The organism is Paraburkholderia heleia NBRC 101817 (genome assembly GCF_000739775.1).
In the GTDB taxonomy this organism is placed as follows: Bacteria; Pseudomonadota; Gammaproteobacteria; order Burkholderiales; family Burkholderiaceae; genus Paraburkholderia; species Paraburkholderia heleia.
The window spans coordinates 156632-173025 of sequence record NZ_BBJH01000002.1 but is presented as its reverse complement, the minus strand read 5'-3'; the positions used below and the strand labels follow the sequence as shown (position 1 = coordinate 173025).

Annotated in this window: 11 protein-coding genes; 1 reads left to right on the top strand and 10 read right to left on the bottom strand. The window is 66.5% G+C overall.

Annotation, left to right across the window (positions count from 1 at the left end; genetic code table 11):
- Positions 1 to 132: 132 nt before the first annotated feature.
- The 10 genes from BHE01S_RS01460 to ku form a co-directional block, all read right to left on the bottom strand.
- The gene (locus BHE01S_RS01460) at positions 133 to 1524 is read right to left on the bottom strand and encodes an aspartate aminotransferase family protein (protein WP_042259720.1); all 1392 of its coding nucleotides are present in this window, start codon (positions 1522 to 1524) and stop codon (positions 133 to 135) included.
- A 20-nt stretch (positions 1525 to 1544) separates the two neighbouring features.
- The gene (locus BHE01S_RS01455) at positions 1545 to 3023 is read right to left on the bottom strand and encodes an NAD-dependent succinate-semialdehyde dehydrogenase (RefSeq protein WP_042259718.1); all 1479 of its coding nucleotides are present in this window, start codon (positions 3021 to 3023) and stop codon (positions 1545 to 1547) included.
- A 129-nt stretch (positions 3024 to 3152) separates the two neighbouring features.
- The gene (locus BHE01S_RS01450) at positions 3153 to 3635 is read right to left on the bottom strand and encodes an Lrp/AsnC family transcriptional regulator (protein WP_042259716.1); all 483 of its coding nucleotides are present in this window, start codon (positions 3633 to 3635) and stop codon (positions 3153 to 3155) included.
- A gap of 7 nt (positions 3636 to 3642) precedes the next feature.
- Entirely contained in the window at positions 3643 to 4671 is a 1029-nt protein-coding gene (gene doeB, locus BHE01S_RS01445) for a N(2)-acetyl-L-2,4-diaminobutanoate deacetylase DoeB (RefSeq protein WP_042259714.1), read from the bottom strand.
- Positions 4672 to 4676: 5 nt separating this feature from the next.
- Positions 4677 to 5885: an ectoine hydrolase DoeA gene (doeA, locus tag BHE01S_RS01440; RefSeq protein ID WP_042259712.1), complete on the bottom strand. Its 1209-nt coding sequence runs from the start codon at positions 5883 to 5885 to the stop codon at positions 4677 to 4679.
- A gap of 9 nt (positions 5886 to 5894) precedes the next feature.
- Positions 5895 to 6932 (bottom strand): cyclodeaminase, encoded by a 1038-nt coding sequence (locus tag BHE01S_RS01435; RefSeq protein ID WP_042259710.1) that lies wholly within the window; start codon positions 6930 to 6932, stop codon positions 5895 to 5897.
- A 1-nt stretch (position 6933) separates the two neighbouring features.
- Positions 6934 to 7929, bottom strand: a complete 996-nt coding sequence (eutB, locus tag BHE01S_RS01430) for a hydroxyectoine utilization dehydratase EutB (RefSeq protein WP_042259708.1) — start codon at positions 7927 to 7929, stop codon at positions 6934 to 6936.
- Positions 7930 to 8042: 113 nt separating this feature from the next.
- Complete coding sequence (ehuR, locus tag BHE01S_RS01425) at positions 8043 to 9455, bottom strand: MocR-like ectoine utilization transcription factor EhuR (RefSeq protein WP_042259706.1); 1413 nt, start codon at positions 9453 to 9455, stop codon at positions 8043 to 8045.
- 243 nt (positions 9456 to 9698) lie between these two features.
- On the bottom strand, positions 9699 to 12302 hold the full coding sequence (gene ligD / locus BHE01S_RS01420) for a DNA ligase D (protein ID WP_042259704.1): 2604 nt from the start codon (positions 12300 to 12302) through the stop codon (positions 9699 to 9701).
- A gap of 55 nt (positions 12303 to 12357) precedes the next feature.
- Positions 12358 to 13209: a non-homologous end joining protein Ku gene (gene ku / locus BHE01S_RS01415; protein WP_084068476.1), complete on the bottom strand. Its 852-nt coding sequence runs from the start codon at positions 13207 to 13209 to the stop codon at positions 12358 to 12360.
- 244 nt (positions 13210 to 13453) lie between these two features.
- Here ku and BHE01S_RS35915 point away from each other — a divergent pair, with 244 nt between their 5' ends.
- On the top strand, positions 13454 to 16393 hold the full coding sequence (locus BHE01S_RS35915; protein WP_052405636.1) for a PAS domain S-box protein: 2940 nt from the start codon (positions 13454 to 13456) through the stop codon (positions 16391 to 16393).
- Position 16394 lies beyond the last annotated feature (1 nt).

The window sequence follows — 16394 nt, the reverse complement described above, 5'->3', positions numbered from 1 at the left end:
GGCCTATTGCGCAAACGCAAGCGACCGAAAAGCAACACCTGGGCAAGCCCTGCGGGATCAAAAAAAACCGCCGTACTCGCGTACGGCGGCTCGTGACGTCGAACCGTCAATGGTTGAGGCGCGCTTTACGGCTCACCCCGCCACCAGACTGCGCTCGGCCACCTCGTCCACGGCCTGCTTGACGATGCCGACGATTTCGTCGGCCTCCGCACGCGTCATGACGAGCGGCGGGGCAAAGCCCAGGATGTCGCCATGGGGCATGGCGCGAGCGATCACACCGCGCTGCAGCGCCGCCGCCGAAACCTTCGGCCCGATCTTCAGCGCCGGGTCGAACGGCTTGCGCGCTTCCTTGTCGGCCATGAACTCCAGCGCCGCCAGCATGCCCACGCTGCGCACCTCGCCCACGAGCGGATGCGCGCCGAACGCCTCGCGCAGCTTCGCGCCGAAGTACGAGCCGACCTGCGCGGCGTTCTCCACGAGCTTTTCGCGCTCGAGGATCGCCAAGTTGGCGAGCGCCGCGGCGGCGCACACCGGGTGCCCCGAATAGGTCCAGCCGTGCCCCATCGGCCCGTGCTCCTGCGAGCCGCGCGCGATCACGTCCCAGACCTTCTCGCCCACGATCACGCCGGAAAGCGGTGCATACGCGCTCGTGAGGCCCTTCGCGACCGTGATCAGATCCGGTTCGATGCCGAAGTGCTGCGCGCCCATCTTCGAGCCCAGACGCCCGAAGCCGCACACCACCTCGTCGGAGATCAGCAGGATGTCGTGCTTGCGCAGCACCGCCTGGATGGCCGGCCAGTAGCCTTTGGGCGGCTCGATGATGCCGCCGGTGCCCATCACCGGCTCGGCGATGAATGCGGCGACCGTGTCCGCGCCTTCGCGCGCGATCAGCTTTTCGAGCGCTTCCACGCAGTACGCGACGAACTGTGCCTCGTTCATGCCCGCGGGCGCCTTGCGATACCAGTGCGGGCAAACCGTATGCTTCACGCGATCGATCGGCAGATCGAAATGCTGATGGAAGCTCGGCAGGCCGGTGAGGCTGCCCGTGACGATGCCCGAGCCGTGATAGCCGCGATCGCGCGAGATGATCTTCTTCTTGTTCGGACGGCCCAGCACGTTGTTGTAATACCAGACGATCTTGACCTGTGTTTCGTTCGCATCCGAACCGGACATGCCGTAATACACCTTCTTCATGCCGGCCGGCGCCCAGTCGATGATGCGCGACGACAGCTCGATGATCGCATCCGACGAGTGGCCGACGTAAGTGTGATAGTAGGCGAGCTGCTTTGCCTGCTCGTACATGGCGTCGGCGACTTCGGTGCGGCCGTAGCCGATGTTCACGCAGTAAAGGCCCGCGAAGGCGTCGATATACGGCTTGCCCTGATGGTCCTCGATGCGGATGCCCTTGCCGCCGCGCACGATCCTGCCCGGCAGCGCGCCGCTCTCGTGGTCGTAGGCGTGCGTGGACGGGTGCATGAAGTGCGCGCGGTCCTGCTCGAAGAGTGCGTCGATGCGTTGAGTCATGTTGTCCTCCTGATTCCGGTTCAGGCCATGCCCGCGAGCGGCAGGCCGAGATTGCCAAGACAAAAATATTTGGTTTCCACGAAGGGCTCGAAGCCCTCCGCGCCGCCTTCGCGGCCGAGGCCCGAGGCCTTCATGCCGCCGAATGGAATGGGCGCGCCCGTGAACTTCACGCCGTTCACCGAGATCATCGCGAAATCGAGCCTGCGCACGAGCTGGAAGATCGTGTCCATGCGCGCGGCACAGACGTAGGCCGCAAGCCCGTATTCGGTGTCGTTTGCCTTTGCGATCACTTCGTCGAGCGTGTCGAACGCGCAGACTGCCGAAACGGGCGCGAAGTTTTCCTCGTCGTACACGCGCATGCCGGGCGCGGCATCGGCGATCACGGTGGGCTCGTAGTACCAGCCGCCCAGCGCATGCGGCTGGCCGCCCGCCACGATGCGCGCGCCCTTTTCGCATGCATCGGCCACGCGCGCGACCGTAATGTCGAACGCGGCCTGGTGCATGAGCGGGCCCACGTCCACGTCTTTCTCGAACGCCGGTCCAGTCTTGAGCGCGCGCACCGCTGCCGCATAGCGCTCCACGAACGCTTCGTAAAGCGGCCGCGCCACGAAAATACGGTTCGCCGCGCAGCAGTCCTGGCCCGAGGTCTGGAACTTCGCGCCCACGGCAATCTTCACGGACTGGTCGAGATCGGCGTCTTCCGTGACGATGAACGGCGCATTGCCGCCCAGTTCCAGCGCGACCTTCTTGATCCCCGCACGCGCCGCCGCCTGCGTGACGAGCGAGCCCACCCGCGTCGACCCCGTGAAACTCACGGCACGCACACGCGTGTCGCTCACCAGCGTCTCCATCGCCATGTGCGGCTCGCCGAGCACCACGTTGTAGACGCCCGCCGCAAAGCCCACCTCCTCCGCGAGCTGCGCCAGGGCGAGCGCCGAATACGGCGTTTCGTGAGCGGGCTTCACGACGACGGTACAGCCGGCCGCGAGCGCAGCGGCGGCTTTGCGCGTGATCATCGCCACCGGAAAATTCCATGGCGTGATGAGCGCCGCGACGCCCACCGGTTCCATCACCGTGGCCAGATGTGCACCGTCGATGTGCGTGGGAATCGTACGGCCTGCCAGGCGTTTTGCCTCATGCGCATACCATTCGATGAAGCTCGCCGCATAGCGGATTTCGCCGCGCGATTCGGCGAGCGGCTTGCCCTGCTCCAGTGAGAGCAGCGCAGCCAGATCCTCCTGGTTCCGCACGATCCGCGCGTGCCAGCGCATGAGCGTCGCGCTGCGCTCTGCCTGCGAAACCCAGCGCCACGATTCGAAGGCGCGCTGTGCGGCGTCGACTGCACCGGTGATCTGTGCGCGCACCAGCATGGGCACGTGGCCGATCACCGACTGGTCCGCCGGGTTCTGCACGGCCACGGTCGCCGCGCTGTCGCTGTGCACCCAGCGGCCGTCCACGTAGCACAGCGATTTGAACAGAATGGGGTGTCCTGGCAGCATCTCGTCTACTCCTTGTCAGATCTGTCGATATGCCATCCATTCTGAGGCGGCAGTCATCGCGAATTTTTTGGTTTTCAGCGCCGTACACTTGCGTTTTTTTTGGAACCGCTGCGCGCGAGCGCGAAAAATTCATGCGCTTTCCAGTGCCCACGCAGGCGCATGGTTGGGCGCGCACTTCACCACCTTCGTCACGATGTAGGTGAAGTAGCGCTCGATGGCGAGATCCTCCATCAACAGCGCGTCGATAAAGCGCTGGTAGTGGTCGATGTCGCGCGCCGTCACGTGCAGCACGTAGTCCACCCCGCCGCCCGTGGCATAGCACTGCACGACTTCCTCGGCCGCGCTCACGCGTTCTTCGAAGCGCCGCATGTCGGGCGCCGTATGGCGCGACAGCGTCACCTCCACGACGATACGGCTGACACGCATCGCGCCCACCCAGTCCACCTCGGCGTGATAGCCGCGTATCACGCCGCTTTCCTCGAGCTTGCGAACGCGCTCCCAGGCCGGAGAAATGGAAAGATTGACCGCTTCGGCGAGCTTCGATTTCGTAATGCGGCCATCGCGCTCGAGGATGCGCAGAATGGCCAGATCGTAACGGTCGAGCTTGATCACGGCGCGCTCATGCCGTCACAGGCAGGTTGTGTTCGACGACATCGGCAACCACGGCCACGGTATCGCCCGCCTGCACGAGCCCCGGGAAATGGCGCGCCGCGAGCAGCCCCCCGCGTTGCGCGCGATATTCCACGGCGCGCGCGCCGGTGCGGTCGATGTCGTGCACGCGCGCGAGCACTTCGCCTGCCTCGACGGTGTCGCCCAGATCGCGGCACATTTCCAGCATGCCGCGATGCTCGCTCGTGGTGTAGCAAGTGCAGTCGGGCATGTCCAGCAAGGTGGTCGTGCGCGGGCCGATGCCGCGCTCGCCAGCCTTGCGCTCGATAACGCCAGCGTGCGCAAGAAAACCGCGCACGCCGCGATCCGCAATCGCCACGCTGCGCGCGGTGGACGTGCCGCCGCCGCCCAGTTCGGTCGAAACGAACACCTTGCCCGCTTCCTCCACGGCGCTGTCGAACAGGCCCACGCTATCGAGTTCCAGCATGCGCATGGAGTACGGCGCGCCGAACGCACGCATCGCCCGCTCGCAACGCGCCTGCTGATCGCCATCGGGCAGCACATGAATCGCCGCGAACGGCACGAAGTCGAGCGTGCGCCCGCCTGCGTGAATATCGAGCACGTAATCCGCGCGCGCCAGCAACTCGCGTTGAAAGTAGTCGGCGATCTTTTCGGTCACGCCGCCGTCGGGACGCCCCGGAAAGCTGCGGTTCAGATTGCCCGCGTCGACCGGCGAGGTGCGCGTACCTGCACGAAACGCCGGATAGTTCATGTACGGCACGATGATCACGCGGCCGTTCACGTCCGCGGCCTGCAGCGACCCCGCCAGTTTGGCGAGCGCGATCGGCCCTTCGTATTCGTCGCCGTGATTGCCGCCCGTGAGCAGCACGGTCGGCCCCTCGCCGTGCTTGACCACGGTAAGCGGAATCATGATCGCGCCCCATGCGGAGTCGTCGCGCGAATAAGGCAGCCTCAGGAAACCGTGTTGCACGCCATTGGCGTCGTAATCGACAGTCGGCGTAATCGGTGACGCACGCATCGGTCCTACTCCTTCACGAACAGTTTGCGCGGCGTGGTGCAGAACGTTTCGACGCCGGTTTCGGTAATCAGGATGCTCTCTGTGATTTCGAGGCCCCAGTCGTCGAGCCACAGGCCCGGCATGAAGTGAAACGTCATGCCGGGTTCGAGGACGGTGCGGTCCCCGGGGCGCAGGCTCATGGTGCGCTCGCCCCAGTCGGGCGGAAAGCTCGCGCCGATGGGGTAGCCGCAGCGGCTGTTCTTCTCGATGCCCGATTTGCGCAGCACCGCAAAGAACGCATTGGCGATGTCCTCGCACACGTTGCCGGGCTTCGCGGCGGCAAGGCCCGCCTCGATGCCTTCCACCACGGCTTTCTCGGCGTCGAGAAAGTGCTTCGGCGGCTTGCCGAGATAGACCGTGCGCGACTGCGGGCAGTGATAGCGGTGGTAACAGCCGGCGATCTCGAAGAAGGTACCCGCGTTCGCGGTGAACGCCGAGTCGTCCCATGTGAGGTGCGGGGCTGCGGCGTCGGCGCCGGTGGGCAACAGCGGCACGATGGCGGGGTAGTCGCCGCCGTGGCCTTCCACGCCCGTAATGCCCGCTGCATAGATCTGCGCAACGAGGTCGCACTTCTTCATGCCCGGCTCGACCACGTCGAGAATGCGCGCGTGCATCTTCTCGACGATGCGCGCCGCGACGCGCATGTACTCGATCTCGCGCGGCGACTTCACCGCGCGTTGCCAGTTCACGAGCGCGGTGGCGTCCACCCAGCGCGCCCTGGGCAAATAGCGCTGAAGCGACGCGTAGGCCGCCGCACTGAAGTAGTAGTTGTCCATCTCCACGCCGATGCGCAGCGTGTCCCAGCCGCGCTCGGCGATGACTTCCGTGCCCAGATAGTCCATGGGGTGGCGCACCGGCGACTGAACGTAATGATCAGGATAGCCGATGATATTGCCGTGGGACATGAATGCCGTGCGCTTTGCGCCGTTCGCGTCCTGGCCGCGACCGAACCAGACGGGTTCGCCGTCCATGGTCAGCAGCACGCATTGGTGGACATAGAACGACCAGCCGTCGTAGCCCGTCAGCCAGTTCATGTTGGTCGGGTCCGTGACGATCAGCAGATCAATGCCTTCGTCCTGCATTGCGCGGCGCGTCTTCGCAATGCGCGCGTCGTACTCGCTGCGTGCGAAAACGAGGCGCGGCGCTACCTCACTCCTTTCGGTTGCTGCGGACATCTTTCCCTCTCAAGGCGTGACTGCGTTGTGAAACACCGCGCCCGCGCCGGCCGCGCGGGCGCGCTGCAAGGCGAGAACGGCAATGGCGGTGTCCTGCGCCCCGGTGCCGGTGAGGTCGCAGATCGTGATGTCGCTTGCTTGCATGCGGCCCTCGCGGCGGCCCACGATCACTTCGCCCAACTCCGCGAAGCCGCGATCGGGTGCGACCTTGTGCGCCTGAATCGCATGCCTGAGTTCGCCGAGCACGCGCGTTTGCTGCAAGCGGTCGCAGACGTAGCGCGCCGATTCGAACACCGAGGGTGCGAGTTCGTTCTTGTACTCGGCATCGGAGCCCATGGCCGTGAGGTGCAAACCGGCGTGCAGGTCTGCCGCGTGAACGAGCGGCGTGCGGCTGGGCGTGGTCGTCACGGCCACGTCGGCATGCTCGAGCGCGTCGTGGACCGAAGCGGCAACGCGCGCATGCACGCCGTGGCGGCGTTCGGCGTCGGCGGCGAACACAGCAGCCCGCGCCGCGTCGCGGGCCCAGACGCTCACGCTCCCGATCCTGCGCACCAGCATCAGTGCATCGAGCTGCAGGCGCGCCTGCTCGCCCGCGCCGATGACCGCCGCATGGCGCGCGTCAGGACGCGCGAGCCAGCGAGCGGCCACCGCGCCCGCCGCGGCGGTGCGCACGGCGGTCAGATAGCCGTTGTCGAGCAACACGGCTTCGGTAAGGCCTGTGCGCGCAGACAGCACCAGCATCAGTCCGTTCAGGCTCGGCAGGCCGAGCGAGGGATTATCGAAAAAGCCGGGGCTGATCTTGATGGCGAACTGCTCGAAGCGCGGCAAATACGCCGTCTTCACATCGACCTCGCCATGCCGCTCGGGCAGCGCGAGGTTGAGAATGGGCGGCATGGCGACGGCTTCGGTTGCGAGCGCAACGAAAACGGATTCGACCTGATCGACGGCCGCAAGATCGAGTGGGACCAGTTCGCGCAGTTGGTCTGCGCCCAGCAACGTGACAGGTGGCAACTCAGGTGGCAACCCAGGTGAGAACTCGGCATGCATTTCAAACCTCCGTCACGAGACGGCGGTGCACCGTCATGTCGATGTTCGCGCCGCTCACGACGATCACGATCGGGCCTTTGCCTTGCTCGATGTGCCCGTCCAGCAGCGCCGCCAAGCCCACCGCGCCCGCGCCTTCCACCACGAGACGCTCTTCGCGATACGCATGGACCACGCCGCGCGCGATCGAGGTTTCGCCGAGCAAGATGACTTCGTCGGCAAGCGCCCGGGTCAGCGCAAAGGTATGGCGATTGTCGAGGCCTATGCCGCCACCCAGCGAATCGGCCAATGTTTCGCTTTCCTCTACGTCGACGGGACGGCCCGCCGCGAGGCTCGCGTGCATGGCCGCGCCGCGCGCCATCGATACGCCGATGGCGCGCACGTCCGGCCGTATCTGCTTCGCCGCGAATGCCACGCCGCTGAACAGTCCGCCGCCGGAGAGCGGCACCACGAGCGTTGCGGTATCGGGCAAGGCTTCGAGAATTTCGAGACCGATAGTGGCCTGTCCGGCGATCACGCGCAGGTCGTCGAAAGGCGGCACGAACGCATAGCCTTCCTCGCGCATGAGACGCTGCGCTTCGATCTGCGCCTCGTCCTGGCTCTTGCCCGCAATCACGACGCGCGCACCGAGCGCGGCCACGGCATCAACCTTGTTTTGCGGCACGAGCGACGACATGCACACGGCCGACTCCATGCCGAGCGCATGGGCCGCATACGCGAGCGCGCGGCCATGATTGCCGGTCGATGCGGTGACGACGCGCGTCACGTCCGACTCGGCAAGTTGCGCCACCGCGTTGGTCGCCCCGCGCAACTTGAAGCTGCCGGTGGGCTGTACGGTTTCGAGCTTGAAGTAGACCGGCGCGCCCACCCGCGCCGACAAGGTGGGAGACGCCACGAGCGGGGTGAGCGCTGCGCGGCCCGCGACGCGCTGGCGCGCGCGGTACACATCAGCAAGCGCAAGGGACGAAAGCGATGAAAGCGATGAAAGCGGCGACGACATGAAATGCACGTTCCTTCCAGTGAAGCTGTGCAATCCAGTCTAATGAGCCAAAACGGTCTTTCTAATGTCCTGGTACAATCCGCGCGCGTTGAGGCGGGAGCGCGCAAAAAAGCCTAATTGAAATCGTGCACGTGCGGATACTGCTCGAACACGCCCGCCATGGTCTGCAGCGCGTGGCGGCACGCAGCATCCGACGCTTCCGCGCCAAGGCTGATGCGCACCGCGTTGGGACGCTGGGTGCCGCCCACGAGAAATGGGTCCGGCGACGTCACGGCAATCTGGCGATTGCGCAATTCGCGCACGAGGCGGTCCGCCTGCCAGAAGTCGGGCACGCGCAGCCAGGCGGAAAGCGCGTTGGGATGCGCGCCGAGCACATAGCCGCCCAAGGCCGCGCGCACCATCGCCTGGCGCGCCGCAAGCCGCTCGCGCTGCAGCTCCACGAGGCGGCGCGCGGTGCCATCCATGATCCAGCGCGTGGCGATCTCCGCAATCGGTGAAGTCGCCATCCAGCTGCTCACGCGCAGCACGCTTTCCACGCGCAGCGCAAGGCGGCGCGGCATGGCGAGATAGCCCGTGCGCAGGCCCGTGAGCACGGATTTCGTCATGCTCGTGCAATAGAACGCCAGCTCGGGGATCAGGCTCGCGATGGGCGTGTTGGCCTTCGCCGGCAGCGCGCCATAAACATCGTCCTCGATCACGTATACGCCGTAACGCTCGGCAATGCGCGCAATCGCGCGGCGCCGCGAGTCGGGCAGCACGGACATGGTGGGATTGTTGAAGGTCGGCGTGCAGACGAGCGCGCTCACGCGCTCGCTGTCACACATCTCCTCGAAATGCTCGGGACGTATGCCGTATTCGTCGATTTCGAGCCCCTTGAGCGTGAAGCCGAGCACGCTTGCCGAGCCGATCACGCCGTGGTCCGTAAGGCTTTCGCAGAGCACGGTGTCGCCGGGGCCGACGGTGGAGGCAAGCGCGAGGAAAATGCCGTGCGCCGCGCCATTGGTGATGAGGAGCGATTCGGGTTTGACCGGCATGTTGAGCGAGGCGAGCCACGCCGCGCCCGCCTGGCGATGATGCTCGAAGCCCGCGATGGGGCGAAAAGAACGAATCCACGGCTGATCGTCCAGCGTGGCGAGCGTGGCGCACACGTCGCGCCACGCGGCGTCGTGCTGCGGCGTGTGGACGATGCGCGCAATGGAAAAGTCGACGATCTCGCGTTCGGCCGTGTCGAGAATGTAGTTCGACATCGACTCGGTCACGCGCGCGGCGACAAAGCTGCCGCGCCCGACCTCGCAACGGATCAGGCCCTGCCTCTCGAGTTCCTTGTAGGCATTGGTAACCGTCTGCACGCTCACGCCCAGCTCCGCGGCCACCTCGCGCTGCGGTGCGAGGCGCACGCCGGAAACGAGTGCGCCGCGCTCGATATCCTGGGCAATCGCCTTGACCAGCCGTTTGTATTTGGACTCCGCGCCGTGCGCGGCCCCGACCGCGTCACGCCACTCGCCTGAAATCGTCGCCCACGCCATCTCGATCCGCTCCTCGGTAAGCGTTCATGGTCGCTCAGAAACAGGGCGGAAAATTATTGTCTCAGGACAATTGCGGGGAAAAAAGGACAATCGGGTCCGGAAATTCGACGCCGCCTGCGAAAGCCGGCACGCCTGCCCGCTAACGGTGCCTTGCGCGCCGTCTTGTGGGGGAAAGGCAAGTCCTGTGTGACGTGATGTCAAGCCTGGTTGCCTTACGAATTTCACCAATCTGACGATACGCTTTCACTTCATGCCGAGTTGTTTGCGCATGGCAGCCGTAATCCGCTGGCGCGCTTTTTCGTAGTCGCGCCACGGGTCGGCGCGTCGCGCTTCGAGCCGCTCGCGCACGTTCGCGACGTTCCACTCGTCGCCGCTCGTGAGCGCAGGCAGCTCGTCCCAGTCCACGGGCACCGAAACGCCGAGACCGGGCCGCGCCCGCGGCGCATAGGCCGCGGCAGTGCTGGCGCCGCGGTTGTTGCGCAGATAGTCGACGAAAATGCGGCCCTTGCGGTTTTGCGCCCCCATCTTCGCGCTGAAGCGCTCGGGCAGCGTCGCCGCCAAATGGCTCGCCACCGCGCGCGCGAAGTCCTTCACTTCCTCCCAGCCGGCATGGCGTGTGAGCGGCACCACAAGGTGGAGGCCCCGTCCGCCGCTCGTCTTGCACCACGCGCGCAGGCCCAGCGCGTCGAGCAGTTCGCGCGTGAGCTGCGCGGCTTCGAGCATGCGCTCCCATGCGAGCGAGGGATCGGGGTCCAGGTCGAAGACGATGCGGTCGGGCTTTTCGATGCTCGCCGCGAGCGCATTCCAGGTGTGCAGTTCTATCGTGTCCATCTGCGCCGCGCCGACCAGCGCCTCGGTGGAATCGAGCGTGAGCAGCGGCGCATGGCCCGGATCGAGGCCGGCGTGCTGCGTGACATGGGGAATCTGCAGCGCGTTGGCGTGTTTCTGGAAGAAAAGCTCGCCGCCCACGCCCTTGGGCGCGCGCGCAAGCGCAACGGGCCGCCCCTGCACGTGCGGCAGCAGCCATGCAGCCATCGCTTCGAAGTACTCAACGAGATCGATCTTGCGCAGTCCGCTTTGCGCGTCGATCACGCGCCCGGGATGCGTGATGCGCACGCCGGCAACCTCGGCTTCGTCGTGCGCGGCGCGGCGCGTGCGGCTCGCTGTCTTCGGCGTGTTCGTCGCGGCTTGCTTTGCGAGCCTCTTTTCACGATGGTTCGCACCCGGCTGCACGGGCGGCGTTTGCGCTTCGCGCACGATGTCCTTCGCGGGCTTGTCCGCGCGCAGTCCGATGAACGAGGCCTGGCGCACCACGCCCGCGCTCGTCCATGTCTTGAAGCGCACCTCCGCCACGAGTTCGGGCCGCACCCAGTGCACCCCCGCGCGACGCTCGGCCGCCGGCACCGCAGCGAACGGCGACGTCTTGCGCTCGCGCGCACGCAGTTCGCCCGCCATCGCTTCGAGCCGCGCCGCGTCGAAACCCGTTCCCACCTTGCCGGCATATTGCAGCGCGCCATCGCCGCCATACTCGCCGATCAGCAGCGCGCCAAACCCCTCGCGGCGGCCCTGCGGTTCCGTATAGCCGCCGATTACGAATTCCTGGCGTTGTGAGCAGCGCAGCTTGAGCCACGCGGCGCTGCGCGTGGACGTGTAAGGGCTGTCGCGCCGCTTGGCGACGAGCCCTTCGAGATTCGCCTCGCAAGCGGCTTCGAGCATGGCCTGCGGTTCGCCTTCGAAGGCCTCCGAAAAGCGCAGCGCGTCGTGAGGCTGCTGGGCGAGCAGCGCCGCGAGCTTGTCGCGCCGCGCCTCGAGCGGCACACCGCGCAAGTCCGCGCCGTCGAGCCAGGGCAGATCGAAGAGCCAGAACGTGATGTCCTCTGCGCGTCCCGCATCGAACGCGTTCTGCAGCGCCTGAAAGTTGGGCACACCCGCCGCGTCGAGCACCACGGCCTCGCCGTCCAGCCAGGCCGATTCGACCTTCAGCGCGCGCAGCGCTTCCACCTGGCGCGGGAACTTCGCGGTCCAGTCGCGACCGGTGCGCGTGATGATGCGCACATCGCCCTTGCCGCGCGCGTGCCGGTCGATGCGCGCCAGCACGCGATAGCCGTCGAATTTCAATTCGTAGAGCCAGGTGTCGCCGACCGGTGGGGCGTCGGCGGGTGTCGCGAGTTCAGGGGCAAGCGTCTGCGGTAGCGGTGCGGGCACCGCGCCCTCCAGGGCGGCCGCTGCCCCCTGCTTCGCTGCCCCGTTGCCCGCCCGGGCGCGCTTTTTCGATACTCCCGGCGTTTTCGACGCGGCAGGTTCGTCCTCGACGACGTGAAATGCGTCTTCGGGCACGGCCTCGTCGTCGCGCTGCTTGATGAGCAGCCAGCGCTCCTGCTTGCCGTCGTGCATGGGGCTGCGCACGAGCGCCCAGCCGCCGTGCAGCCGCTCGCCCTCCAGCGTGAATTTGAGCTTGCCTTGCGCATAGCCTTCGCGCGCGCCGCGCAAGCCGCCCTCCGGGCGCCACACGCCGTGGTCCCAGATCGCCACCGTGCCGGCGCCATAGCTGCCTTCGGGAATGCGCCCTTCGAACGAGCCATATTCAAGCGGATGATCCTCCACATGCACGGCAAGCCGCTTCACCGCCGGGTCGAGGCTCGGGCCTTTGGGAATGGCCCACGACTTGAGCGTGCCGTCCAGTTCGAGGCGAAAGTCATAGTGCAGCCGCCGAGCGTCGTGGCGCTGGATCACGAACGATCCTTCACCATCCCGTGGTTTCGTGCCGCGTCGCGCCGTACGACCGCGCGGCTCCGGTGTTTCATCGAAGCGGCGCTTCTGTTCGTAGGTTTCGAGCTTGTGCTTCATCGTTCGCCCCTTGTTACGCTCTCTGAGCCTCGGTTGCGTCGTGCGGTTGCGTTGATCACGCCGCGCGCCGTCCGCGCTTCGGCGCCGGTTTCGCGGGCGGCGCACTCGCGCCGCGCTTGCCAAGACTGCGTTTGAGCAGCTCCGAAAGGTCGACGATATCCGCGCCGCGCCGCTCGGGCGCGGGCGCCTCGACGCGCGTAAGTTCGTGCGCCTTGCCTTCGCGCACCTTGCGCCCGGCCAGTTCGAGAATCGCGTCGCGGTAGGTGTCGTGGTAAGTCTCGGGGTCCCAGTCGGTGCTCATGTCGTCGATGAGGTTGCGCGCCATTTGCAACTCATGCGTGCTCACGCCCGCAGCTTTTGCACGCTTCGGCAGGCGCTTGACCGCATCGAACCCGCGCACCTCGGTGGCCCACCGCAGCGTTTGCAGCGCAAGCGCGGGGCCCGCCGCCACGAGCGCGGCGAGATGCTGCCGGCTGTGCAGCACGACGCTCGCAATGCCGATCTTGCCGCTCGCCGCGAGCGCATCGCGCAACAGCGCATAGGCCTTGCCCGCCCGTTTGTCGGGGGCGAGCCAGTACGGCGTGTCGAGGTAGAGAAAGGAAACCTGCGGCGCCTCCACGAACGCGAGCAAGTCGACCGTCTGCGTCGATTCGGGACTCGCGGCCTTGATCTCCTCGTCGGACATCACCACGTAGGCGCCTTTTTCATACTCGTAGCCGCGCACGATGTCGGCATGCCGGATCGGTTTGCCCGTGCGCTTGTTGATCTGCTGGTAGCCGACCGGGTCCAGCGTGCGCCGATCGAGCAGATTGAAGCCGGTACGCTCGCTCTGCGTAGCCGGGAACACTTCGACCGGCACATACACGAGCCCGAAGGTGACGGCACCTTTCCATATCGCGCGCGGCATGATCGCATCCTCCTCGCCTTGCCCATCGTGAGGCATTCAAGCAAACGCAGTGCCCGCCGCGCTTCGCAGCCGTTCAAACGTACGCGGCCTTCAAAGGGACGCAACAGAACGCACCGCCACCTCGCGGCGCTCCCCTACGGGAATACGCGATGCTGGCTCATGAACACAATGGGCGCCGCCGGCGTTTGCAGCTCGCACCCAGGATGCGAATGCAGGCGCGGCGGACGGCTCAAGCGGAGGCGACATGCAAGACGACGGCGCACCTGCGCTCACGGTCGAGGAAACGCTGATCACCGAGGCTCTGGTGAGCCGCCCGAACCGACTGCCCGATTACCAGGGGGAGAGCCGTGCGCTTGCTGCGCTCACGCAGGAAATGGCGAGCCATCCCTCAGGTGTACTGCCTATGCTCGCGCAGCTCGCCCTCGCGCTTTGCCGCGCCGGGTCGGCCGGCGTGAGCGTGCCCGAGCGCGACGGCGCCACGGCCCGGTTCCGCTGGGGCGCGGTGGCCGGCGAACTGGCCGGCGACGTGGACCGCACGCTTCCCGGCGACGACTGCCCCAGCGGCGTGATCGAGGGGCGCAATACCATGCTTCTGTTCGACCGCCCGGCACGCTGCTTTGCTTCGTACCGTGCGATCGATCCGCCGATCCGCGAAGCATTGCACGTGCCCTGGCGCGTCAACGGCACGGTGGTCGGCACGGTCTGGGCCGTGACGCACGGCGAGGAAGGACATTTCGACGCCGAGGACGCGCGCCTGCTGCAAGGCCTCGCCTGCTGCGCGAGCGCCGCACACCAGTTGACGAGCGCGCTGAGCGACGCCCAGGACGCGGGCCACAATCTCGCGCAGCAGGTGGTCGAACGCACGCGCACGCTGCAGAACGTCAACACGAAGCTGCACGACGAAGCGCAGCAACGCAAACAGGTCGAGGACGCGCTGCGCGAGAGCGAGGCGCGTCTGCAGGCCGCCATCTCCATCGAAACCGTGGGCGTGCTGTTCTTCGACCTCGACGGCACCATGGCCGACGCCAACGGCGCATTCGAGCAGATGAGCGGCTACAGCCGCGAAGATTTACGCGCCGCGGTGCACTGGGACCGGCTCGTGCCGCTCGAATTTCTCGGCGTCACGACGCGCGCGGTCACGGACCTCGCCACCACCGGACGCACGCAGCCCTACGAGCGGCAGTTGATCCGCAAGGACGGCACGCGCTGGTGGGGCCTTTTCGCGCCCACGCGGCTCTCGGGCACGGGCATGGCCTCGAAGTGCGCCGAATTCGCGCTGGACATCACGGAACGCAAGCGCGCGGAAACCGAATGCGTGGAAAGCGAGGAACGCTTTCGCGCATTGGTGGAAGGCTTTGCGCAGGCCGTTTGGGAAGCCGACGCCCAAGGTCAGGCCGAGTCGGTCTCGCCGGGCTGGTCGGACCATACCGGGCAGCCCGGCGAAGAATGGCTCGGCGAAGGCTGGGCAAACGCGGTTCATCCCGACGACCGCGCCTACGCGCTGCGCCAATGGAAAGACGCGATCGCGGCGCAGCGTGTGGTGAACGCGGAATTCCGCCTGCACGTCGCCACGGGCGGCTGGCGCTGGACCAACGTGCGTGCCGCGCCGATCTGGAATGCGGACGGCACGCTGCGCAAGTGGGTGGGGATGAATATCGACGTGGACGACCGCCGCGGCGCCCAGGAAGCGCTGCGCGAGAGCGAGGCGCGCTTTCGCGCGCTAGCTGAAGCGTCACCCGCGCTGATCTGGCAAATCGACACGCAGGGCAACACGGTCTATCTGAACCAGCGTTATCTCACGGCGATCGGTCTCACGCCCGGGCAGCTGCTCGAAACCGGGTGGCACACCATTGTGCATCCTCGCGATCTGCCCGGCTTTCTTTCGCGCGTACAGACCGCGCAGCACGACCATTGCGCGTTCCAGAGCCGGCTGCGCGTAAAGGTCAAGGACGCTGGCTGGCACTGGTTCGAAACCTGCTGTGCGCCGTGGTTTTCCTCGGGCGGAGAGTTTCGTGGTCACGTGTGCGTGTCGATCGACGTGACCGAAGCCGTGAACGCCGAAGACGCGCTCAAGGAAGCCGACCGGCGCAAGGACGAATTCCTCGCCACGCTCGCGCACGAACTGCGCAATCCGCTCGCACCCATTGCCAACGCGCTGCACCTCATCCGGCATAGCGCGTTTCCTGCGGACTGCGCGCCGATACTCGACATGCTCGATCGCCAGGTGCACCACATGGTGCGGCTGATCGACGACCTGATGGAAGTGTCGCGCATCACGCGCGGCAAGATCGGCCTCGTGAAGGCGCCCGTGGCGCTCGCGGAAATCATCGGGAATGCCGTGGAAACGAGCCGTCCCGCGATCGATCAGGCGCATCATCAACTGAGCATCACGCTGCCCGATACGCCGCTCGTTCTCGACGCCGACCGCGTGCGGCTCACGCAGGTCTTCGCGAACATGCTCAACAACGCGGCGCGCTACACCGGCACGGGCGGCCAGATCCGGCTCGACGCTACACGCGAAGGCGAGTGGGTCGTCGTCGCGCTGAGTGATACGGGCGTCGGCATGTCGGCCGCGCAGATCGATCAGGTATTCGAAATGTTCACCCAGGTCAGCCGCCCCGCCGAGCGCAACCAGGGCGGCCTTGGCATTGGCCTCACCATGGTGCGCCATCTCGTGCACATGCATGGCGGCACGGTCGAGGCGGCGAGCGACGGGCCCGATAAAGGCAGCACCTTCACGGTGCGCCTGCCGCTCTCGCAGCAGACGCCCGCCGAAGCGCGCGAGACCCCGGCGAGCGTGGCGCGCGCCGCCGCGAAACCGCTCGCGGGCAAGCGCATTCTCGTGGTCGACGACAACCGCGACGCCGCCGATTCACTCGCCATGGTGCTCTCGGGCGAAGGCGCACAAGTGCGCGTGGTCTACGACGGCGCCGCCGCGCTCGGCGCGCTGGCGCAGTCGGTGCCGCATGCGGTCGTGCTCGACATCGGCATGCCCGGCATGGACGGCTACGAAATCGCGCGGCAGATTCGTCAAAGCCCGCGCTACGCCGGCCTGAAGATCATCGCGCTGACGGGTTGGGGCCAGCATGCCGACCGGCTGCGCTCGCGTATGAGCGGCATCGACTCGCATCTCACGAAGCCGGTCGACTTCCACACGCTGTTCGAGCTGCTGGTCGCGCGCTGAA